This window comes from Neorhizobium sp. JUb45, from assembly GCF_004343585.1.
Classification (GTDB): domain Bacteria; phylum Pseudomonadota; class Alphaproteobacteria; order Rhizobiales; family Rhizobiaceae; genus Neorhizobium.
This window is the reverse complement of the sequence record NZ_SLYW01000009.1, coordinates 18624-42561: the sequence shown is the minus strand read 5'-3', so window position 1 is coordinate 42561 and position 23938 is coordinate 18624. Positions and strand designations below refer to the sequence as shown.

At 59.2% G+C, this 23938-nt stretch carries 14 protein-coding genes; 7 read left to right on the top strand and 7 right to left on the bottom strand.

The annotated features are described in order from the left end of the window. Positions 1-77: 77 nt before the first annotated feature. The 5 genes from EDF70_RS24380 to EDF70_RS24360 all read left to right on the top strand — a co-directional run bounded on the left by EDF70_RS24380 (position 78) and on the right by EDF70_RS24360 (position 4175). Positions 78-1265 carry an MFS transporter gene (locus EDF70_RS24380; RefSeq protein WP_245519340.1) on the top strand — a complete coding sequence of 396 codons (1188 nt, stop codon included), beginning with the start codon at positions 78-80 and terminating at the stop codon, positions 1263-1265. Then, positions 1181-2434: an alpha/beta hydrolase gene (locus EDF70_RS24375; protein WP_245519325.1), complete on the top strand. Its 1254-nt coding sequence runs from the start codon at positions 1181-1183 to the stop codon at positions 2432-2434. Before EDF70_RS24380 ends, EDF70_RS24375 begins: the two co-directional genes overlap by 85 nt. Positions 2435-2600: 166 nt before the next feature. After that, on the top strand, positions 2601-3047 hold the full coding sequence (locus tag EDF70_RS24370; RefSeq protein WP_245519339.1) for a cytochrome P460 family protein: 447 nt from the start codon (positions 2601-2603) through the stop codon (positions 3045-3047). Next, positions 3031-3738, top strand: a complete 708-nt coding sequence (locus EDF70_RS24365; protein WP_245519324.1) for a hypothetical protein — start codon at positions 3031-3033, stop codon at positions 3736-3738. Before EDF70_RS24370 ends, EDF70_RS24365 begins: the two co-directional genes overlap by 17 nt. A gap of 17 nt (positions 3739-3755) precedes the next feature. After that, positions 3756-4175: a cyclophilin-like fold protein gene (locus tag EDF70_RS24360; RefSeq protein ID WP_165932119.1), complete on the top strand. Its 420-nt coding sequence runs from the start codon at positions 3756-3758 to the stop codon at positions 4173-4175. A 267-nt stretch (positions 4176-4442) separates the two neighbouring features. On the opposite strand, the gene EDF70_RS24355 is transcribed toward EDF70_RS24360, so the two are convergent. Together EDF70_RS24355 and EDF70_RS24350 are read right to left on the bottom strand one after the other, a co-directional pair. Further along, positions 4443-8390 carry a putative Ig domain-containing protein gene (locus EDF70_RS24355; RefSeq protein ID WP_132278963.1) on the bottom strand — a complete coding sequence of 1316 codons (3948 nt, stop codon included), beginning with the start codon at positions 8388-8390 and terminating at the stop codon, positions 4443-4445. Between the two features lie 566 nt (positions 8391-8956). Beyond that, positions 8957-10180, bottom strand: a complete 1224-nt coding sequence (locus tag EDF70_RS24350; RefSeq protein ID WP_132278960.1) for an MFS transporter — start codon at positions 10178-10180, stop codon at positions 8957-8959. 381 nt (positions 10181-10561) lie between these two features. Here EDF70_RS24350 and EDF70_RS24345 point away from each other — a divergent pair, with 381 nt between their 5' ends. Next, complete coding sequence (locus EDF70_RS24345; protein ID WP_132278957.1) at positions 10562-11143, top strand: DUF1349 domain-containing protein; 582 nt, start codon at positions 10562-10564, stop codon at positions 11141-11143. A 513-nt stretch (positions 11144-11656) separates the two neighbouring features. Here the strand turns inward: EDF70_RS24345 and EDF70_RS24340 are convergent. The 5 genes from EDF70_RS24340 to EDF70_RS24320 are packed head-to-tail and all read right to left on the bottom strand — an operon-like array spanning position 11657 to position 22450. Continuing rightward, entirely contained in the window at positions 11657-13825 is a 2169-nt protein-coding gene (locus tag EDF70_RS24340; RefSeq protein ID WP_132278955.1) for an SWIM zinc finger family protein, read from the bottom strand. After that, positions 13822-14982 (bottom strand): VWA domain-containing protein, encoded by a 1161-nt coding sequence (locus EDF70_RS24335; protein WP_132278952.1) that lies wholly within the window; start codon positions 14980-14982, stop codon positions 13822-13824. Before EDF70_RS24335 ends, EDF70_RS24340 begins: the two co-directional genes overlap by 4 nt. Then, positions 14979-17483, bottom strand: a complete 2505-nt coding sequence (locus EDF70_RS24330) for a DUF5682 family protein (protein WP_281033634.1) — start codon at positions 17481-17483, stop codon at positions 14979-14981. Before EDF70_RS24330 ends, EDF70_RS24335 begins: the two co-directional genes overlap by 4 nt. After that, positions 17484-18584, bottom strand: coding sequence for an AAA family ATPase (locus tag EDF70_RS24325; RefSeq protein WP_132278945.1), 1101 nt, complete (start codon positions 18582-18584; stop codon positions 17484-17486). It lies immediately after the preceding gene. Beyond that, positions 18578-22450: a DUF4132 domain-containing protein gene (locus EDF70_RS24320; protein WP_132278942.1), complete on the bottom strand. Its 3873-nt coding sequence runs from the start codon at positions 22448-22450 to the stop codon at positions 18578-18580. The genes EDF70_RS24325 and EDF70_RS24320 overlap by 7 nt, the downstream gene beginning before the upstream one ends. Before the next feature lie 725 nt (positions 22451-23175). Here EDF70_RS24320 and EDF70_RS24315 point away from each other — a divergent pair. Continuing rightward, on the top strand, positions 23176-23682 hold the full coding sequence (locus EDF70_RS24315; RefSeq protein WP_132278939.1) for a hypothetical protein: 507 nt from the start codon (positions 23176-23178) through the stop codon (positions 23680-23682). The last annotated feature ends 256 nt before the right edge of the window (positions 23683-23938 follow it).

The following is a 23938-nucleotide window of genomic DNA, read 5'->3' as shown; positions in this document are numbered from 1 at the left end:
TCTTCGGACTCCCCTCGGCATATATTGCCGCCATGACACAACACGCTCTCACACGATCTGACTTCAACCATGGCGACATCAAAGCTGCGGTCGGGAGAACTCCAACCTCGGCAGTACCGGTTGCTGCCTGGGGCGCAGTCATCTCGATGGCCTTGTGCGTAGCCGTCCTGATTGCATCAGAGTTTATGCCCGTCAGCCTTCTCTCGCCGATCGCGGCTGAGTTGGGCGTGAGTGAGGGTCGAGCCGGCCAGGCGATCTCGATCTCCGGTATCTTCGCCGTTGTCACCAGTATTTTGGTGGCGGGGCTAACACGTAGATTAGACAGGCGACTGGTTCTTGCGTCATTCTCGCTGATCCTGGTGATCTCGGGAACGATCGTGACATTTGCCCCGAACTATCTCGTGCTGATGATCGGGCGCGCCCTGCTCGGTATCGCCATCGGCGGCTTCTGGTCGATGTCGACTTCGATCGTCATGCGGTTGGTGCCGGAAAACTCTGTGCCTAAAGGCCTGGCGATGCTGAACGCAGGCAATGCCATCGCCGCGACGATCGCGGCACCACTCGGAAGCCTGCTCGGCAGCTATATCGGATGGCGGGGCGCTTTCTTCGCCGTCGTCCCGCTGGCGCTTTTGGCTCTCGTCTGGCAGTGGATCAGCCTTCCGTCTCTGCCTCCGCGTTGCAACGAGGGCTCGCCGAATGTTTTTCGGTTGCTTCTCCGCCCCCCGGTGGCGATCGGCATGGTCTCGATCATGCTGCTCTTCATAGGCCAGTTCGCGCTGTTCACATACCTACGCCCATTCCTGGAGACCGTGACCTCGGTGTCGATACCGACTCTGTCGCTCCTGCTCCTGTTGATGGGCCTGGCGGGTGTAGCCGGGACCACGATCGTCAGCCATTCGCTTCAAAAGCGATTGTTCGTCATTCTCGCTGCAATCCCGCTGATCATGGCCATCATTGCATTGGGGCTGATCGCATTCGGGTCATCCTCGACCATCACCGCAATCCTCCTAATCGGCTGGGGCCTGTTTAGCACGGCCGCTCCTGTCGGCTGGGGAACCTGGCTTAGCCGGACCATGCCCGACGATACGGAGGCAGGCGGCGGGCTGCAGGTAGCGACCATCCAGCTTGCAATCACCCTTGGCGCTTCTATCGGCGGCGTTCTGTTCGACGGCTCAGGCTGGTGGACCACCTTCTTGTTCGCAGCCGTTCTGCTGGTCGGCTCATTCATTTTCGCCATCGCCGCCTGGCGGTTCACACGCCGATGAAACGCGGCGGTCACTCCCGCCAGCTCAATTTCCATCTCATCACCACTCACGGAGACATGCAGATGACCAACCAAAACCAAGACGACAAAAGGACTTCGACGACCGGTATCGACCGCCGACATCTTCTCAAGATGACAGGTGCCGGCGTCGCTGCCCTTGGGGCGATGTCCATTTTCAACATCACAAATGCAGAGGCTCAAGACATGTCCAATGGCGCGTCAAATTTCTACACCAGTGACCGGGTGACCCTGCAGAAGGTCACGTTCAAGACCCAGTACGAAACGAATGTTGCCGGCAATCTCTATCTTCCCAAAGATCTGGACCGTGCGACGAAGAACCCGGCGATCATCGTCGGTCATCCGATGGGGGCGGTGAAAGAGCAGAGCGCTAATCTCTACGCCACCAAAATGGCGGAACAGGGCTTTGTCACGATGTCCATAGATTTGCCCTTCTGGGGCGAGAGCGAAGGGCAATCGCGTAACCTGGTTTCCCCGGAAGTTTATTCCGAGGCGTTCAGCGCCGGTGTCGATTTCCTTGGTTCAAATGCTTTCGTTGACCGCGCCAACATCGGTGCAATTGGTGTCTGCGGCAGTGGCAGCTTCGTCGTCAGCGCGGCCAAGATCGACCCCCGTATCAAGGCGGTCGCAACCGTCAGCATGTACGATATGGGCTCGGCCTTCCGTGATGCACTCAACCACTCTCAGAGCGTCGAGCAGCGCAAGGCGTTCATCGCCGCAGCAGCGGAACAGCGCTGGGCAGAAGCAGATGGCGCCCCTGTCCAATATGTCGGCGGCACCACTCTGGAACTGACAGCCGATACAGATCCAGTGCAGCGCGAGTTCTTCGACTTCTACCGGACGCCGCGCGGCGAGTTCACCCCAGCTGGTGCAACGAAGCAGACGACCACCAAGCCGACGATGAGCAGCGTGGTCAAGTTCGCAAACTTCTACCCGTTCAACGATATCGAGACGATCTCGCCGCGGCCGATGCTGTTTATCTCCGGCGACCAGGCGCATTCGAAGGTATTTAGTGAGGATGCCTACAAGCGTGCTTCCGAGCCGAAAGAATTGGTCTGGGTGAAGGGCGCCGGTCACGTTGATCTCTACGACCGTGTCGATTTGATCCCGTTCGACAAGCTGAAAGGCTTCTTCGATCAACACCTCGCTTGACCGGTAAGCGGAATGGGGCTGCGGGCGGTGCTCGTGGCCTCAGTCCTTCCATCTGTATTTGCCAGCTCGACAATTGCGTACGCAGTGCGAGGCAGAGAGTGCGGCGGCCGCTAATCGATGGGCATAAGGGATGAACACTATGAAGATCTTTCGCTGGTTCGGCTTGATGGCCCTACCCTTCGTGATCGTTCTGGCAGGCTATTTTCTGGTCGAAACCGAGCTGACGCCGACCACAGCACTCGCGGCGTCGAACTCGGTGACATTCCCGCCTCTCGATCAGCTCGAACATTATACGACGGTTCGGAGGGGAATCACCCGCGAGCACATGCTGACAAGCCCCGAGGCGCTGGCCGCGCTCAAGGCCGGGCAGCCTGTTCCCACCGGCACACATATGGTTCTTGTCGACTATCAGAGCGATGTTCTCACGCGGTATCTCGTCGGACAGAAAATCAGTGATGGCGCCGATCAGTGGGAATACCAGTGGTTCTGGCCCGATCAGATCGTCAAAGCGGACGAGAATGTCGCTCGCTGTTATTCCTGCCACCGGTCAAAGCAATCCGAACAGTTCATGTTTACGTTTGATGGAGCGATCTCCGATGACGATGCGCTTTGATGTCAGTGGCGTGCCGCTGCGACTAGCGACCAACCGTCTTTTTCTTCCCGCCAGTATGGCAGCACTCTTGTTGCTATCGCTCGCCTACTGGTGGCTCGACAATGGCCCCCATGAGATTTTTGGGACAGCCATGTTCGGACTTTTGGCATGGCACCTCTACACCAATAGGCGCTGGTTCTTGAAACTTCGTATCAGGCGTTATGACGCCCGCCGCTGGGCAGTCGCGGTGGTACATTTCTGGCTCGTGATCAACATGGCGGTGCTGTTGGCGACCAGCGTGCTGATATCCCGCTCGGTGCTGAGCTTCATCCAGTTCACGGACAGTATCAGCGTCATCGAACTCCACTGGTTCTCGGCCCACTGGGTGGCGATGATCATCGCCGTTCATGTCGGCAGCCATTGGACACGTGTGATGGCGACGGCCGGGACAATATTCAATCTAACTCACTCGCGGATCAGGACCGGCATGTTCAGACTTGTTGCGGTGATCTTCGTAGCTCTTGGCGCCTGGAGTTTCGTTGTGCTCGGCGTCTCAACGAAGCTGATGTTCGGTTACAGCATTGAGTTCTGGGATTTTACTGCCTCCGTAGCTCCGTTTTTCGCGCACTGGACTGCGGTCGTCACAGGTGTCGCGGTACTTTCACACTACGCGTTGGCTGGTTTGAGGTCAGCCGGAAAGCTTCGTTCTTAGTTACAGAATGGTGGAACATGAAACGTCCCGCAGAAACATCGATGATTGCCGTCGCTTTGCTCACACTAACGCTTGGAGGAGCCGCCTTGGCGCAGGACCGCATTTCAATTTCATCCAACTGGGGCAACATCACGGCCGAGCTGGCCGACAACGCGGCTGCTCGCGCACTTGCCGACATGCTGCCGTTGACGATCGAGATGGACGATCATCTGCGCCAGGAAAAGACAGGCAACCTGCCCGCTGCACTACCGGCCGCTTCGCGACAGCGCGAATTCTCTGCTGGAACGCTTGGTCTCTGGAGTTCCGGCGATTTCGTCATCTACTACCGTGATGGACGCGTTCCTCAGCCGGGTATCGTCATTCTTGGTGAAGTCCAAGGAGATGTCTCGGTTTTTGACCGTCCCGGCAAGGTCACCATCAAAATCGAACGTGAGTAAATGCGTTTCCGGTGATCTGAACGCGTTGATAGGATCTGAACCGTCGACCTGTTTATTTGCGTGCTAAAAAATGTAGGCAGGTCAATGCGTTGTTCCTTTGATTCAGCCGAAGTATCTAGCTCAAGCAGTCTGTGCGAAGAAACTGACGCAGCACGATGATTGTTGAGAAGGATTGCCCTCTGAATTTTGGTGTCGCGGCAAGCGTACGGTAAGCACAGCTCGCCGCACGGTTGAGCAGTGGTCGTCGCTCGGACGCATGGCACCCTTCTAGAACCGCCCACTGATTCCCACTCTTGCACCAGCCGATTGCTCGCCATCGCCTTCGATGTTGAACAGCAAGCCGAAATCGACATCGAACTCCTGGCTCGTCTGCATCGACAATCCGGCGGACACCTGCGCGAATGCACCGGCGCCATCCATCCCAGAGAAGCCAGCTGTGGCGCCGATCTTCGGTGTCAACACGAGGTCGTTGTCCAGCGTGACCTGCCGCGATATTTCTGCACCAAGGCTGGCGCGTAATTGCTCGCTGGTGAAGCCGTCGAGATCAAGGATATCACCCGCGCCGTTCGTAACGGAATAATCGTCAACCGTTTCCGACATGTAGACCGCACGAAGCTTGGGCGTGAGCACCGTGACCTCATCAAGGTTCCACTGCCCCTTGATGGAGGTGTCGAACAGCCAGCGACTGGTATCGAATGTGCCGTCCCAGAACCGGGTATCGATATCGTTGGCAGAGCCGCCGTAAAGCAGACTCGTATCCCAGAAGACATTCTTGCCAATTTCGAATGAAGCGTAGGGGCCGGCGAGCCAGCCGTTGCCGGTCAGGGTCGTATCCTCATTGGTTGGATCCGTCATCCGGTCGTAGTGGAAAGAGACTCCTAGCAGCGCCTTATCGGAAAGCAGGTAATCCGCCCCGGCGGAAACCATTGCAAAGTTACCCCACTTGTTTCCGTTTTCCTCGCGATTATGGGCGAAGAAGGTTCCATCGATCCAGATGTTGAACGAAGAGAAGTATCCCCCTGCCCCACCATCGACGGCATCTCTTGCAGACTCCAACTGTGCAAGGCTGGTAGAGAAGCCGAGTGTCATACCCTCTGCAGATGGCATCATGCGGGCCGTGACCGGATCGGTTGCTGTTGCCATACGGCGTCGTTCCATCAGGCCGGGAACCTTGATGGACGAGGCTATCATGTTTTGCCGTGTCTGCACGAAACCACGCACCAGATTGTCGATATCCTCGGCGACCTGAGTTGGGCTAAAGCCAATATTGTAGGTGACCGTGCCAGTATTTGAGACTCCGAGCGCGCTGGTGAGACGGAAGCCGATGCGGACCTGACCCGCATATGCAGGGTTGGGAATGAACTTCAGGTACCAGCCGGTCGGCGTTGGGCCACCTGCTTGGGCAAACTCGCCATTGACGATACTGACCGTGCCGGCGTTTGCTGGCTCCACAAACGTCAGATCGCCTGAAACAAAGGGCCCCCCTGTCGCCCCTCCCGCCAGATTGACGTTTGCAGGTGAAGAGCCAGCTGGAACCGATACGACCTTGTCATCGACGGTGACGGCACGAGGCGCAACTTTCAAGGTATAGCTAGCCGTGCCTATATCACCGTTGTTGTCGCGCGCCTGGATGGTAAAGCTGTAGTCTCCTTCGGATCCAGCGGCCAGCGGGCCAGTGAGTTCACCTGTCGAGACATTGAGAACCACGCCGTTCGGTAAACTTCCAGACGAGAGGCTGTAGATCAGCGGCGCTGCGCCGCCTGTGGCTGAGATGGCCTGACTATAGTCTTCGCCAGCCATCGCCTCCGTCAGCGCACCGCCGGAGGGGGAGAAGGTGAAGGAAACGGCCGGAGCAGCCGCGATCGCCAGTGTGTAATTCGCATCACCGGTATTGGCCGGAGTGCTGCTATCGTTGACCGTTACCACGACAGAGGAATTGCCAGCTGCCGTCGGAGTACCAGATATCGTACCGGTTGAGGCGTTGAGAGTAAGGCCCGCCGGCAGTCCGGTAGCGTCATAGGTGTAAGGTGCGGTCCCACCCGTTGCACTGACGGAGCCGGAATAGGCGGTTCCGACTGTTCCAGACGTCAAGGCACCAGATGCTGGCGAGACGGTGAGTGTTACAGCTTGCGACGTCACTGCGAGCGCATAGGCCGAACTGCCTGCTGCATTGTTGGCATCGGTTGCCGTCACGGTGAAGCTTGCGTTTCCAGCCGTCGTCAGTGTGCCGGAGATCACCCCTGTCGACATATCCAGCGTCAGGCCCGCAGGAAGCGATCCGGAACTTACGGCATAAGTGTAGGGCGAAGCGCCCCCGGAGGCTGCAACAGTCTGGCTGTAAGCCGTTCCGACCGTTGCGCCCGTCAGCGTGCCAGCCGCTGGCGAGAAGGCAAAGGTTGGGGCCGATACCGTGATGCTGACAGTTGCGGCCGTCGAGGTTCCGGCCGTGTTGGTCGCGGTATAAGTGAAACTGTCAGCTCCGGAGTAACCAGCCGTCGGCGTGTAGGTGATCGATGTTCCGGCGATGCTCGCCGTGCCGTGGGCGGGGTTCGATGCGATGGCAACAGAGTTTGCAGCGCCACCGGTAATGTTGAGGGCAATCGGATTGGCCAACGAATTGGCCGCAACCGTCGCGCTGACATTGTTGGCAACAGGAAGCTGAACGGCCGCCGCCGGGGTCACCGAATTGGATGCAGCGGATGCGGCGCTTGAACCGACGCTGTTGGTAGCGACGACGGTGAAGGTATAGGCCGTGCCATTGGTCAGGCCGGTCACTGTGATCGGGCTCGCCGCACCGGTCGCGGTTGCGCCGCCGGGGCTGGCCGTGAAGGTATATCCGGTGATCGCGGCTCCGCCATTGGCGGACGGTGCGGTGAAGGACACAGTCGCCCCGCCATCGCCTGCCGTTGCTGCCCCGATCGTTGGAGCGCCGGGAACCACGGCTGCAATGGCGAGCGTATAGCTCGCACTGCCCGTTGCGCTGTTGGCATCGGTGGCCGCCACAGTGAAGGCGGCGTATCCACCTGTCGTCGGGGTGCCTGAGATCACCCCTGTTGAGGTATTCAGCGCCAGACCCGCAGGAAGCGATCCGGAGGTTACGGCATAGCTATAGGGTGATGTACCCCCCGAAACCGAAACGGCCTCGCTGTAAGCCGTTCCAACTGTCCCGGTTGTCAAAGCGCCCGAGCTCGGCGAGACTGTGAGTGGCACCGATATGGCAGCTATGGCCAGCGTATAACTTGCCGATGCTGCAGTGTTGTTTGCATCCGTTGCTGTGACAGCAAAGCTGTAGCTGCCAGCCGTCGTCGGCGTCCCGACGATGGCACCAGTCGCAGTGTTGAGCGTCACGCCCGCTGGAAGCGCACCTGAATTGACAGAGTAGGAATAGGGCAAGCTCCCACCTGAAACCGTAATGGTCTGAGAAAAGACCGTGCCGACGGTGCCTGAGTTTAGTGCTCCAGAAGGAGGCATCAGGCTCAGGTTCGCCGCCGTATAGCTATATCCGCTAGAAAGCGTTGCCGTTCCGTTAGCCGTGGTCACCACGACATCGACGGAGCCTGCAGCGTGCGCTGGGGTTGCCGCGGTGACCGAGGTGGCGCTGTTGACCGTATAACTGGTCGCAGCCGTCCCACCGAAGGTCACGCCTGTCGCACCGGTAAAGTTGGTCCCGGTGATCGTTACCAAAGTACCGCCGGCCGTCGTGCCAGCGTTGGGGTTCACAGATATCACACTTGGTGTGGATAGCTGGCCCGAGCAAACGATGGAGAAAGCGCTGAGGTAGGTCCGTGCGTTCAAAGCAATATAAAGCCCTGAGGTACTTAGAGAGTTGTTGGTGCCGGACTGCTGTCCTTGAGAGCCTGAATAACTTGAGTAGACATAAACTGCGGCAAGGTCGTAAGTCGAAAGTCGAATATTAGCAGAAGCAGTTTGATTAGTTTTGGGATCCGTCCCGTTATCAGTAAACGACACAGTGATCGTTTCGCCCGTGTCAAAGGCAGAAGCCGCAAATCGGCCGGTGTACGACGTCGTCCCACTCTGGTTATTCAAGGTGCTGCATGCGGCAGACAAAGCGTAGGCGGGCGAAAAGCCAGTCGCACCGACAGCTAACAATGCCACGACGAACGAAATGAGCATTTGAACCAGTGAAAGGCGGCTAAAACGCTGGTTGCTGTCGCATTGGTTCGAGCATTTCCACAATCCCGCACCTGTACTCATCGATTAGCCATTTCCCGCCCGAATCTATATGAGTGAATTAGCATAAAAAAATATCGAAAATCCAAATTATTGCTGGATTTGGATATCCGTTTGTCAGCTGAAAAACTTGGCTGATTATACCCGCATAAGATCCGGCTTACGGCATCTGGACGGATGGCCTGAAGCTACTTTTTCGGGGACCAAACTGTCCCGTGCCGACTTAGAGGCAGCGGGCACTCATTGGTGCCTTATTCAAGGTAGTTGTCGGTGGTGGTGCCGCAAGCACTTACTGCCGCGCTAAACGACACTAACGAATGGCACCATTATGCCGCATTGACAGCGCCGTCCTGCTGCAGCCGCTAAGCTATTCACTGCTACTGCAGGTCTTACGTCTTGATAGGATTCGAACTTCCGACCCTGTTATGCGAGAACTAACGCACGGAAGCTGCTTAGCGGAAAACGCCGGTACGCCGTATGGAGAACGACCGATCTGAGCCAGATTGCCGACCGCGCGTTCCCAGGGCACGTTGACAGAGAAACGGACATTAGGGTTCTTGCCGCCGGGGTCGGGACTGGACTCGAATCGGTCATTTTTGGCGGCCGTAAACAAAGGTCGCTACCGCAACAAGTTGGATCGCCGCCGCCAGTATAAAAACGCCAGGTTCGGAGATTGTCCTGACGATGCCGAACACGGCGGGTGCAAGGGCATACGTCGCTTGACTAAGAGCCACGATCAGCGGCACGACTCGTGAAACATCGGCCTTGTCAAATTCCACCTGTGCGATGAGAGGCGGGAGCGACGTAGCGTTGCCAATGCCCAGGCCGAAAAGGAGGACCCCGGCTATCATTGCAGCCGCATGGTCTCCACCTGCCAGCAGAAGCGTGACGGAGCCGATGACCTGGACGCCGTAACTTGCGGAAGCGATAAGACGGCGGTCCGCCGAAACCGGCATAAACCAGCCCATGCCAGTGCGCCCCGCAACTGCAGCAGCGGTTGCGCCACCCATCAGTACGCCCGCGCCTTGCGGACCAAAGAAAGGAACAACGATCGAAAACATATGTGCCAACAGTCCTATCTGCGCAAACAGTCCGGCGGCCATACCCGCTGAGAGCGTTATGAAGCGACGATCGCGCCACAGCAAACCGCGTGCCAGGGATGGAGCCGGCGAAGACGCTGCCATCGTCTGCACTTGGTTTGACTTCGCTCCGTCTGGAGACTGCCTCAAGGCTTCTGGCGATTTGGAAAACACCAGAGCAGACAGGACCGCGACTGTGGCGGTCATGGAAATCCCGACAATCATCGCAGCCTGTGAAAACCCGCTCCAAGCGATGAGAACGACCCACAAGGGCGAAAAAACTACGCCACCCACGCTCGCTCCATTGTATGCCATGGACAGTGCTGCCGGACGTTTGCGGACAAACCATGGAGCGATAATTGCATTCACCGCCGCAGCTCCCATGGCAACCCAACCTGCCCCACTCAGAAGAGCAGCTGCAAAAAGGTGCCAAGGATGGCTGGCCAGTGACCACCCGCCGACACCGATGGCAAGCACAACCGCTCCGGCAGACGTTGTCACTGGAACGCCCCAACGCCGATAAAGTCGAGGCAGGTTTGCGACGACGACCGCTCCAATGAGAAAATGCAGCGTGACAGCGGCGGATACGAGCGCGAAGGGCCATCCAGTCCGCTGAACCACCATCTGCAAATAGATGGGCGGTCCGTAAAAACCGACCCCCCAGCCAAACATAGCGACGAGGAAAGTGGCAGCGACCACATGCCAGCCGAAAAATGATGAGGCTTTAGATGTCATGAAAGTGTTCCATTGGTCATTAGCCCTTATCGCAGGCTCAACGACCAGAAGCTTCGGTCATGATCGAAGTGTTCCCGTTGTTTCGCCATGGCGCGATGACGAAGACCCTTAACCGACATCCGAGGCTATGGTCTGGCGTGCCCTCTTCCAAAATTTGAGGCCGACCGACTCAGCCGCCGCTCATACCGCGAACGGGACAAACTCCCGTCGACACGAAGCCCGCTTTCAAGTTGCTCGCGGCGGTTCAGACCGCCTTGGCCGCCCAGAGCGTAAGATGCCTTCTCAGAGCTTGCCTGTTGGCAGCAATTGGGCTCTCTAGGAACTAACCGCTTTGCAGGGGATGTGCTGAGCAAGTCCGCTAGTCGTCATAAGGAGACACCGTTGCAGAGTCTTGAAAATGGACGGTGGCTCAATGAGCCCACAAAAGCAGAAGCTTCGAATACTGAACTTTCCGTAACGACCGACGCCAACACGGACTTTTGGCGAGAGACACACTATGGCTTTGTGCGCGACAGCGGCCACTTCTACGCATTCCAGGCCCAACGCGATTTCACCGCCCAGGTTCGGATCCAGGCACATTTCAAACATCTTTACGACCAAGCTGGCCTCATGGTCAGGCTCGACGAAAGACGGTGGGTCAAGACCGGGATCGAGTTCTCGGACGGATATGGCTTGCTCGGCAGTGTGCTAACCAATGAAACCTCCGACTGGGCAACGGGGCGATATGACGGCGACCCATCAGATTTTTGGATCAGGGTGACAGTCCAGAGCGGCGTTCTGAGAATACAAGCCTCATACGATGGGCAAGCTTGGCCATTGGTCCGCCTCTGCCCATTCCCAGAAGCGGATCATTACCTGGTTGGCCCAATGTGCTGCACTCCAGAGCGTGCAGGTTTGGAGGTGAGATTTAGTGAGTGGCGATTCGGGCGGGCTTTGGGTAAAGACCTCCACGATCTGACGTAGCCACCCGAGCGCTCTATACAGACGCCGAGCGTCTGATTCTGGTGCGAAGCCGACGAGACTTCGCCGAGAATGATGACCGCTCAGGAAAGGCAAACGACGGCGTGTACAGCTGGGGTCGAGGTGAAAAGCCACCGTTCAGCGTGAACTCCAGAGAAGTTTAAGCCATTTGCCCGGCGGGCGCCTTCGCCTTGAAGGGACTCGAACCGCCAACACGCAATGCGATATCGATAAACATCTGAAAGTTTACATGTTTCGCGAAAAAACAGCAGGCCGTCCACCGTAGTCTTTGTTATTGGCACTTACGCCTCAAGTGCGAAGGAAGTGATTGCCGCAGGATATCCTGGCATGCTTGGCCTTATGAAGACTGACTGTTGAATTCCACTAGATTTTAACCCGCTTTTCCATCTTGCACTGGGCAACCTAAGTCTGTTCAAGATGTTGACGAACCCATATTTTTCTCGCTGGAAGCGGATCACGCCAAAATGCAAAAGCAGATCAGACGAAAACGAACAATCAAGGCAATGGCCTGACGAAGGGCAGCCGCGGCTCAGTCCTTGTCAAGAGATCAAGGGCATAGGCTGCGCGCAGCAGGCGGTCCGGCCTCTCCGCGCTTGGAGCGGTAGCCACGTTTGCCACCAATCGTCCTGCCAACATAAGACCCGCCTCCTCCATAGCTTGTCCCGATTGTTCCATTGCTTGCAGGCGATCGGCGTCTTCCATCCGCCCACCCAATTCGGCCAGCGCCAACAGTCCGTCGAAGGCGCCCGATACCAGCCGCATGCTTTTCGCCCGCGGCAGCGACATGGCTTCAAAGCGGAGACTGTCATCGCCGCCGTGACGCGACGTGCCGGAAAACGAAAGACCTTTGGCGAGACGGGAAAGCAGGCTGGCCTTCTGCTCCGGCGGTCTATCGGCAATAGGCGGCAGGTCGAGCAAGGTCAGGGCATCCGATCCGAACCCCAGTGGTGTCATCAGGATCTCGGCGCCGCGTTCTTCCGCCAGAACCACAATCAAGGGCGGCTTGCGTGCATCAAGCGCACCAAGCAGTTCGAATTTCGCATCCATGCGGTCGTCACCATCGATTTCCAATTCCAGCCACGCACCATGCATGTCGCCGATCGGCCAGTACCCAACCTGCGACACCTCATCGAAACGCAGGGCGCCAAGCCTCGTAGGCTTCAACACCAGTGGCACGGCGCGGCGCGGCGTCATTGCCAGTTTAGGCCTGAAATTTGCGACAAGCCGGGCGGCGCATTGCTGCCAATCGTCAAGGACGGCACCATCAATCGCCCCAATCGACGCAGCCCAGCCCCTGTCATCGACATGTGCCCGACCGCCGCCGACCTGCAGGCGGCCGGTGCTGGTAGCAGCACCACCATCAAGACGGAATGCTCGTCCGGCCAAAGCCGCTAACGAATGCCCGAAGACGGGGTCGCCGGTTGCCGCTCCACTTGGCGAAAAAGACGTATCACTGCCGGCACCACGCGCCAGCGTCGCATTAAAATTTTCACCTTCGGCGGAGATGTAATAACCCGTCACTCCACGTGCACCACTGTCTGTCTGCCATAGCTGCAGACCGCAGCCGACAAGATCGATTGCCGCCCGTTTCTGTGGCGCCTCACCACCGAAACCACTCAGCAGAGGGTCGGAAGGTCGGGTTTTCAGTGCCTCGATCAAGGCATAACTGCGCGCCAGCATGCGCAAAAGGTCGGCGGGTTCCGCCCCATCCAGCCGCTCACGCCGCCGCCGGATCATCGCGGCAATCGTGCGCAATTCGGCGGCGAGACGGGGAATGGATTCCGCCCGCGACGACAGCGTCAGGTCGGCTGTTCGCTCTTCGAGGCCAATTGGTGCCTTCGAAAGAGCAAGCCGCGCCGCATGCCGAAGCAAAAGCGTGGCATCGGCCAGACTGTCCGCGGACACCGCCGCCCCGAGGCCAGGCGCCACATCCGACGCCACCTCTGTCGGATCGTCAGCCTTACGGTCATTTGCCGGACCAAGGACGGCCACCAGCGCGGCCGCATGCAACACCATACGTTCCGAACTGGTCGATTTAGAAATCATTCCGGCCGGTCCGCCGCCGGCAAGATAATGGACGACCGGATGCGTGCCGAGTTCGATACGCAGAGTGTTGCCGTTCGCTTCCATGCGGATATCGTTGGGCTCGAGCGCGGCGATCAGCGCCTGCGCACGGATATGGGCAGCACGACCGAATGCCTTGACGATCGTGGCATCGCCGAGCGCCCGTATCTCCGCGGGGATGTCCGGCTTGGGGTCCGGCTCGCCCGGTTCGTTTTCCGCCGCGGCCACAACCGGCGCCGAGGAAAGTGGCTCACCCGGCCCGACCTGTGTGTGCGTAATCTCCTCTTCAGCGGCTGGAGAAGCGTTTACCTCCTCCGCCTCGCGAATAAACACGATGCTGGCGAGGATATGGCGACAAAGGCCGCTCGCGGGGCAACTGCAACGCGCCGCCGAAAGCGGGCCGGCAGGCAACTGTACCGTCTCGCCATCGGCCTCCGTCAAAATGGTTCCGCCGTCTCGTCCGGTAATCCGCACCAACCCGGCTTCAACGTCACGACGGGCACGACGCAACAAGCCTCTGGAAGACGCGGCTTCGAGCACCTCGTCGCTCAGGGGCGTGGCATCGAACATCACCGATGTGTCCATCTTGGCTTTGCTCACCGCATATGCCCCGCAACCCAATCGGCAAAATGTTCCGGCGTCAGGGCCGCGATCTCCATGCCGGCGTCCGCCAGACGCGCAGCCGTATCGCGGTCATAGGCAGGCTGGGCCGCGTCATCCAATGCGGCCAGTCCGAGAAGCTTCACGCGCGAGGCGGCAAGCCTGCGCACTGCCGCAAACAGATTACGGGCTGGCGCGCCTTCGCAGAAATCCGACACGAGTACGAAGACTGTCCGCTCCGGCTGGGCGATATGGGTTGCCTCGCAATAGGCGACAGCCTTGCCGATATCGGTTCCGCCGCCCAACTGGACCGACATCAGCACATCGACCGGATCGCCGATCTCGTCGCTAAGATCGACAATCGTGGTATCAAACAAAACGAGCTTGACGGTCACCGCCGGGAGGGTGGAAAGGATGGAGGCCATCACTGCGCTATAGATCAGCGATGTTGCCATCGAGCCCGACTGGTCGATGCACAACACGATGCGCCATGGCAAATGACGGCGCGCAGATGCGTGAAAACGCAAATGTTCGGCGATCAGAACCTGCCTCTCCCTATCCCAATTTTTCAGGTTCCTGCGGATCGTATCATTCCAGGCGATGTCGCGGGCAGTCGATCGGCGCGCTGTGGTTTCACCACGGCGCCGCGCACCCGACATGGCGCGGCTCAACTGCAGCCGCAACCGCTTGGTCAGTTCCTCTACAACACGTTTTGCCACCTGCCGGATTTTTTCGGCCACGACAGGGTCAGAGCGCCCACGGTGGGACAAAAGCGCCGCCAGGAGGGAAGGATCGGGTGTCAGTTCTGCCAATGCCTTGGGGTCATTGAGAAGCTCGGTCATGCCGAACCGTCCGAGCGCATCTTTTTCGACCTGCTCAAGGACTGAGCGCGGAAACAATGACCGCATCTCGCCATACCATTCCGGCATGGTCATCTGCGGCGGTTCCGTGCCGCCTTTGCGGTTCTTCGCCTTGGCCTGCGGGCCACCGGTGCGGATACCCCGGCGACGATAGGATTCGCCATAGATCCGGTCGAGGGCAGCATCACGGCGCAGATCGTCGGCCGAGCAGGCACCCGAAAGCTGCTGTTCGGCGAAGCGGCCTAACACCAGCCGCCAACGGCGAAGGCTTTCTTCAGAGCCTTTCCGGTCGCTCATCGATCTTCCTCCCCAAGCCAAGAACCAAGTCCGTTTTCCTGCATAAGTTCAGCGAAACCGGCATTGAGCCGAATATTGGCGAGCATCTCCGCCTCTGTCAGGCTACCGGCCAGTCGGGGGGCAAGGTCCAGCTTGCCGCCCTTGGCATCAGCGATAACGGCAGCCAAAGCATCGGTTTCATTCGGCGCCAGCGCCGTGAACGCATAACGCAGGGCCGGCAGCGCCTCGATGAACGTGCTCTCATCGAGTGTGGCCAGAGCCTGATCCAGCTTTTGCAGAAAAAGAGGGGTACGCTTGAGAAGTGCCGGCTGCACCGCCAAAAGGCCGGTCAGAGGCTCAATGCGCTCCTGCGGTTCGCCAACACTGAACTGAAACGGGCCGATCACCCGCGTCGCCAGCGCCTCGGCGCTAACGCGGCCGGACAGGTGTGCCAGCGCCGTTATTGCGCCGGCAACCCGTGGCGCCAGATTCGCCTCCATCAACGCGGCGACGGCCTCATCCAACAGATCAAGATCCAGCGGTTGTTCGCCCTCCCCCGCTCCGGCTTCGGCGATTTCGTTCAATGTTGCTAAAGCCGTTACGTAACGCGGCACATCTTCTTCCTTGGCGTTTTCGAGATTTGGCAACAGGTCTATAGCCCGGCGATAGGCAGCAAGGCGCAATTCCTCTGGTCCACTGATCCCGGCCAGCCCCAGCACCTTTCGACCGCGTTGCAGATTGTCGAGCATGGACAGGCAGATGGCAACGCGACCGAGATCGGGATCGGTGGCAACCGCCGGCACGATGGCAGCGATCAGTGCCCCGCAGGAACGAGCAAGTCCTGCCTGTGCCGCGACGATAAGAAGCTGGATCGCAGCCACGGCATTGCGATCTTTCCCGTCCTCCCCCAGTTCCCTCCGCTTGCGTGACAGAATCGCCTGCGCCGCCCGCTCGACGGTATCGCCATCAACGGACAGCGCCACCAATCGGCTTTCAACGGCCGGAGACCAGCGATAGACCCATTCCTCGAACAGGACATCGGTGGAGGCGCCGCTCGCCCAGTCCGGTCCACGCACGCAGCGGCCGAAACCGCTGCCGAGCAAAGTCATCGCATGCAGGAAACGGCTGGCCGCCAGATGCCGCGGCTTACGGTGGATATCGAGGAGACGATTGCGTTCGGTACCGTCATCGATCTTGAAACCCAGCGCGCGCGCACGGTTGCGAACGGCCTCCACCAGCGGTGGCGCACCTGCACTGCGCGGCACCTCGCCGATGCCTTCACCGGTCAATTCGGACAGAAGCGCGTCCAAGAGCGGCGAACCGTAACGTGGATCCTCGCCCTTCAGCAGGCAGGAACGCGCCGCATCGAGAATTTCGGCCCTCCCTGGCCCCGGCAATCCGCGCAGGTCTGCAAGCGCCTGTGCATGTTGCAGGGTAGCGGAAAGCGCCGGCAATGGCGGCGTGAAATTCGGCCGGTCACCGCGCAGCCGTGCCGAGAGGTCGAGCACGATGTCGGTCGCCGCTTCGGTAAACGGATCGATGGCACCATCACGCACACGGTCATGCAGCCGTTCGTACCAGCGCGGCGAAGGCATGCCAGCGCCGTAGCCGTTGATGCGATCGAGATGATCATGCGTATAACGCACGAGATAAGGCTTCGTCTGAACCGGCATCGCAGCTTTGCGCCTGTCCGACCCCGATCCTGCCTGTGGATCAATTAGCACCGGAGTATGAAAGCCGCCCGTCACAACCGCAACAGGTCCTTCCCCGGCAATGGCCGCCGCTTGCGCCATCGCGTTGCGCATATCCTTTTCGCGGTCCAGCGTGTCATCCGCGGCGATCTCCGTCTCCGGTGTCGCCAGCCGCGATAGCATGCAATGGATGCCGACATCGCGGAAAAAACCGCGCCAGTCACTGTCGGTCACACGTGTTTCGAACAGACGGTCCCATGCTTCGTTGAAATCGCGCACGCCCAACCGCCGCACCACTTCCTCGGCATAGTCCGAGTAGGCAAGCTGCCGTTCTTCGGTCAAAAGCGACGGCGCGGTGTCATCGGCTTTTTCCTGTTTTTCCGTCTCGTCACCATCCGCATCGTCCGCCCGGCGCTTCACATCCGCCCGCATTGCCGCAATGCGTGCACCGCTGTGCTGGTCCGCGAGGATGACGGGGCAGCCGATGTCCTGCGCCAGCCGGATCGCCACCCATTCCGGCGAGGTTGCCGAAAACGGCCAGTAGCCGACCGGCAGCCGCTCGTCTGTCGATTTTTCACCCTCGGCCACCGACACGATGGCGATCGGCAGGCGAATGTCTGGATGCGACAGCAAAGGTAGAATCGGTGCAAAATCTGACGGCATCTCGAGCACCAGGGCCCGCGGTCGGATCTCCGCAAAAGCAGAGGCGAGATTGAGTGCGCAGGCAGGACTATGGTGGCGGATTGGAAAAAAAACGAAACCGTTTTCGCCCGCCGTCAGCCTTTCACCGTACTTGATGAAACCGTCGCGTTCTGCCGCCTGCGTTTCCATTCAGTCGAGCCTCAGCCCGCGCGCAGCGTCGTAGAAGGATCGCCAGTCGCCACCCGAACGCGCCCTGTCCTTGATGATGTGATCGACATAGGACTTGAACTTGCGTCCATCCTCGGGGTCGTCCTTCAGCACCACGCCGCCGATCTGGCGGGCCAGATGCGCGCCTGTGACCGTGCCATCGCCCAGATAGGCCGCTTCGAGCGCCGCCGCATGCGCGACATTGACGGCTTCAGCCGTCGACATCACGGCCGTCGGTTTCTGCAATGTGATCCCCTCTGCCGTGCGCCCTGCCCGCAGATCCTGGAAACAGGCGACGAGAATATCGAGCGCTGCGCCAGGCATGTTCGGGGTTATTCCCGACGGCGTAAGCCTGTCGGCCAAACGGCGCTGGATCAGTTCACGCTCGAAGGCCGGATCGGTGACCGGATGCACCGTTTCGAAATTGAAGCGTCGCTTCAGAGCGCTCGACATCTCGCTAACGCCGCGGTCGCGCAGGTTGGCGGTGCCGATGATGTTGAAACCCGGGGCGGCGCGAACGATCGCGTTTTCTCCGAGTTCGGGAATGGCGATCATCTTTTCAGACAGGATGGAAATCAGCCCGTCCTGGATTTCCGGCGGGCAACGCGTCAACTCCTCGATGCGCACGATTACCCCTGCTCGCATGGCCTGCAGGACGGGCGATGGCACCAGCGCCTTTTCGCTCGGCCCTTCGGCGATCAACAGAGCATAATTCCAGCCATATCGCAGATGTTCTTCGGTGGTTCCCGCCGATCCCTGCACGACGAGCCGTGTCGAACCTGTCACCGCGGCCGAGAGCAGCTCACCCAGCATCGACTTCGCCGTACCCGGCTCGCCGACAAGCATCAGCCCTTGTTCGCCCATCAGGCTGACGATTGCCCGTTCGACAAGCGCATCGTCGCCATAGAATTTTCGAGTGATGCCAAGCGACACATCGCCGAGAATGAATGCCCGCACGGAACGGGCCGAAAGCCGCCAGCCCGGCGGCTTCAACCCGGTATCCGCCGCCAGGAGCTTTGCGAGTTCCACCTTGTGCTGGCTTTCCGGTGCGGGTCTGAGAACTGCCTGATCCGTGCTTACCATGATGCCTTTTTCTCCCATTCGGCATCAAAGCCGGTGCCTTTGTCGGCGATTGCGCGCAGATCGTTCCAGGTTTCGCTGAGCAGCACTTCAGGCACTTTCGACAGCGTCGTTTCACCACCATAGACCACGCGGCCACCTGGCAGGATGCGGGCAAATCGCATGTCCTGCAGCGCTTTCAGGACGCGGTCATTTTCCCCGATATAACTGCCGGTGAATTCGATCACGGCCGCAAAGCCACAATCCGCAAAGGACTTTTCATAGGTGTAGAAACCGGCGCCGTCCTCGACGGGGCCCCGGATATAACCGAGGCCTTCGGCGGCCGAGCGTAACGTCAGGTTATCGATCATCCAGCCACGGCGGTCGTCGATCACGGTGGCGTCCGGCTTGCCATCGGCAAGAACTGGTCGATCGAGCTGTTCGAACAGCGGTTTGACTTCGTAATCCTCGATATGCGTGAGCCAGGCCTTGGCCGCTTCCTCGCCGAGCTTGACGCGATGTGCGATGGCAATGCCGGCGAAACTGGTAATGTCGACCGGATCGTCATTGGCATCGGTAAACGAACCATCATCAAGCGCCCGGAAGCTGGTGACCAGCTTGCCCTGCTCGTCAGATCCGCTCAGCACCAGACGCCGCAGCAGCCGTCCGACAATCGGCTGGTTGAGCAGGAAGGCTTCAAAATCCTCACGCGGCCAGATGCGGGCCGCACACATGGCTTCGTAAAGACGACCGGCCTGAAGTTCGGCCGTCTGCTTCAATTCCTTCTTGGCGCTGGAAAGCAGCTTCTTGGCGTCCTTTGCCTCTTCCGCTTCCTGCGGATCGGTCGGGCTCGGCAGCGAAGCGATCGTTTTGCCGTCCGGATTTTCCAGAGCCAGCTTCATCTCTTCCTTGCCATTCTTGGCACGTTCAACGGTCAGCCGCGCGCGGTAAGTACGCTCGCCAATAGGCAGTTCGAGAATACCATCCTCATCGATACCGGCCGAAGGAATGGTGCGATCGCCAAGCTCGGCCGGTGTCCAACCACGGCTTTCGGCAAATGCGGTCACCACCTCACCTGCATATTTGCGCAGACCTGGCTGTTTGTGGCGCTGCGAGGCGGTGAGCATGAGCTGCAAGACCTGCGGCACCGGATTGGCCATCAACGCATCCAGCAGCGCACGGCATTGGTTCGGGCGCTTGCCGTGATCCTTCAGGAAGCGTTTGACTAGGATCGTGGTTTCGGCCGGCGGCGCATACCGTGCCAGCGCCAGCAGGCCGCGATGGTCGAGCGCGCTGTTGAGATAGATTGCCAGCTTTTCGCGGCGCAGTTCGGCAAAGGCAAGTTCCTCGGTAAAATCCTTGCGCCACTGTTTCGTGTAGTTGTAACGCTGCTTGGCCCCAGCCGAAGCATAGGCATTAGCTTCCTCGCTGGTCGGTCGCTGCGTGTCGCAGGAAATGAAGGCGGAAAAGATCGCGGCGCCGAGCTTTTCGGCATCCTTGCGGTCCAGCCTTTCCAGGGCCATGTGGATCATCGGGTCACCGCCTGGAAGTTTCAGCTTGTGCGAGCGGGCGAACCACCAGCGCACCAGAATTGGCGAAACTTCGCGCCCATCCGCCCAATGCAGGACCGGCAGGTTTTCCGCATCGAACAGAGCCGAATAATCCGCCTTGGTGGATGCTAGTCCCTTTTCGGCCTCGGCCAGCAGCGTCTTTTTGGAGAAGAAATCCGACGTGTCGTCACCGCAGGCGGCCAGTGCCGTCATGGCGGCGGCGCGCACCGCCACGGATTTTTCCTTCTTCAACGCCTCGCGCAGCGGGGCGATGGCGCTGGCATCACGACGCTCGGCCAGCCAGCGCGCCGCGGCAAGGCGTTTTGTTTCCGGGCCCGATGTCAGCATCGGCACGATCAGCGGTGTCAGATCCGCGACCTCACGCAAAAGGTAGCGCGAAAAATCACGCTGGCGCACGCCCGCCTGAAGGGCGCGATCGGCAACGAGTGGAAAATACCTTCGCGGCAAGTGCGGGAACGTCCGCAGCCAGGAATAGACAAAATCCTCGGTCCAGCGTTCCTGCATGCCGTCGCCCGCCAGTGCTGCGTCGAGCGCTGCGAAATCGTCGGCCAGCAGCATCCATAGTGTGGACGGGACAGGCTCGTCGATCATTTCGCCAAGGTTGATATAGGTCCGCTCCGCCACGGCATTGAGGTTCCGCGACACATCAGGCACGCCCGCCTGATCGGCCACCTGCGCCAGAACACGAATATCCGTGCCGGCCTTCAGCCGCGCCATGATTTCCTTGTCCGGTCCGCGCAGCCAATATTCCGAGCCTCCCAGCAAAACACGCAGGATATGCACCCAGCTCCGGCCGTCGGAGGCGCAGAACAACAGACGGGCAAGCGCCGGGAACGGCACGTCGCTGCGGGCAAAAATGGTCTTGAACCCGGCTTCCATTGCCTTTCGGGTCTGTCGCATCCAGTGATCGGGGCTGTTGGCGTCAATGGCTTCCCAGACGGCCCTCGTTTTCGCCTGATCCAGCGTATCGCCACGCATGGCGGCGACGATATTTTTGGCGACGGCCGGATCGAAGGGCGCCACGAACGGCTTGGCCGGCCGCTGGTTCCAGTCCTTGCCCGGCGGCGTCCGGTCGTAATCGACACGTGCCTCGGCATTGGCCTTGGTCAGCACATCCCGGAAGGCCGCTTCCAGATCCTCCGGCAGAGCGTCCTCGTCCATAGAGAAGGCCGGAACCGGCACAAAACGACCGTCGAAGGCGACGTAACCATCCGGCCCGTCGACGCGGCCGTCGTCGCTTGCGGCAGACTGTCCGCCTGCCGCCGCATAGGTCGCGCGCGTGGTGGCGATCGCCGCCAGGACCGCGCTGGATTTTTCCCCCGCCTCATGTTTATCGAGCACCGGCAGTGCCTTTTCGCGCAACAGCGCCGCCAGAATATTGACACCGGCCAGCCGTTCGCCGGCCTTGCGTGAGGCCAGCAGTTCCTCCGCACGCGCCTGCACCTTCGCCGTCTCACCCGATTTGAGGGCGATCGCGGCGGCTTCGCGCACCGCCTTGGACCCATCGGACGCCATGGCGAAGGCGAAATCGAAAAATTGCAGGTCGTGATCGACTAGGCCGGCCTGCCCGACGAAACGCACCATGATTTCGCGCGCCCCAGCCGTCAGCGTACCGATCATCGCAATCGCATCGGCCGGCATGGCCAGCATCGCCTCGTCAAGGCCGGGGAGGCCCAGCATGCGCTGGGTGCTCTGTCCGTAGGTGGTTTCCTTGTCCATGAAGGCGCAGTCGATGAGGGTGCCGACACTCGGCTGGATGCCGGCGGCAGTCATCATGTCGAAGGCACGTTGCGCCGTCAGGAAAGCGGATCCGCCGTCTTTATGATACACATTGTTGTCTATCATCTGGACAGCGGTGCGCAGCCAGAAGGGCGCGCTGTCGCTGCCCGGAAGGCGCGACCATCTGTGCTGACCCTGATATTTGCCATGCACGGTCATGTAGCGAAGCATCGCCGCGGCATCGAAGCCTTCGGGGCGAACGAGGACCGCCTGCCGCGCCTCCCGTCGACGCTGGTTTTCCGCCTTGCGGTCGTCACGATGATCATAACCGTTAAAGGTGGCGTGCAGCTTTGAGACCACATCATCCTTGCCGCTGTTCATCAGGTTGACGACATGCAGCACCATGGCTTCATCGGTTCCGGCAACGACATAACGCGCAAGCGCCGCCCCTAGCCCTTTCTCGACCTCTTCGAACGCCGCAAAATCTTCGATGATCGCCTGCCTGTCATTGACTGTCAGCCCGCTTTCCGCCGACATGATCGCTGCCGTCTCGGACCGGCCACCACCCATGATCTTTTTCAAACCTTCAACGAACTTCATCAATACTCCTCAACCCGCGTCGCGGCCGTAACAGCGTTCCGGTGTTTCAGTCATGCTTTGTCAGGTGATGCCGCAGCCCAACGAAGAGATGACAGCCGCGCAAGAACAATTCCGTGAGCAGACGCCACAGCTGAGCGCTTATGAGTTCCCGCATCCGTCCCCGGCAGCTTTTTTAATAACGTAAAAAATACAGTTGAAATCGATCTTCAAGTGCCAAAAATAGGCGGAGAATGTTTCTCTTCAAGAGAAATTGCTGGGGGAATAATACCCAATCTAAGCGCGTCACCCGCGTCAGCAGGACCTCGCCGGATGCGCCCGATATGCGGCTGACAACCGTGCGCCACGGACAGCCGTGCTGTGATGGCGCGGTACCACCGCAACAGATGTGGATAAGTCTCGAAGGCAAGGAATTCATCACGCGTCAGATGTGTATCCAGCACATGCGGCTGATGCTTGAGCTCCATTGCGTACCGGCTGATGTGAACGGATATGAACCTTCGACCCAGTTGCTTGAATAGAGCTAGCGCGCTGAGATTACTCTGCATTGGGCGCGGGCTGGTCTTCCGAGGAACGACGGATATGGGGCCGATTCCAGACAGACCGTTTGTAAACGGGCTAAGCGATAGCTGCTGTTCCTGCTCCCTAGCTGAGCCGACCTTTGATCTTCTCGATCTGCAGGGATATCGCTTCTATGACAGACTCACGGCAATACAAGAGGGATTCTCATGGAGCAACTGAAGCGCGCCGAACGGTACCTCGCAAGGATTCGCGCAATTTACACCGGCACCTTCGCCCAGTCTCATAATCGCGATCTGTACGAAGACGATTTGCTTTCGTTCTTCATGCATTGCTATCACATACGAGATTGGATTATTCGTCTAAACAGAGTTGGTTTGACGGCAGGGGAGGTTGACAACTTCATCAACACAAATCGATGTCTTCAACTCTGTGCTGATTTATGTAATGGAACCAAGCATTGCAAACTCGACCGAGCAACTAGAAGCGGAAGTCAACCTCACGTCTCTGGCAAGACATACGAGGCGTCAACCTGGCTTACCGGCTCCGAGGGTGGTGAGGTACTTCGAGCAAAGTACGTGATCGTCACTTCCAATGGTTCCGTAGATGCTCTTCAGCTTGCGGAAGACTGCATGGAATGCTGGTCGAAACTTGTCGTTGAATTAGAAACGAAATTCAGTCAGCAATCTGGACGTGATCATGCAAGCGACGCCTGAGTAGTCTGGCCCTGCAAAAAGCCGATCCGACTAGTAGTATCACGCCGTCTGCTACCCCTCAAAGGGGGCATGGAGAGGTTCATGGGACAGTTCAGCAAGTAGCAGTCAACCCTTGTGACCTTGCGCCGTGGAAGAGAGCCTCCGATCCGGCCAGGTTAACACGCTGATCAAATTGCGGTTTCTTCGGCTTGGCGACGTTCAACCTTCGGCGCCGATGGTGAGGTCAAACGTCACGCCGAAACCCACCCGTGTTCGC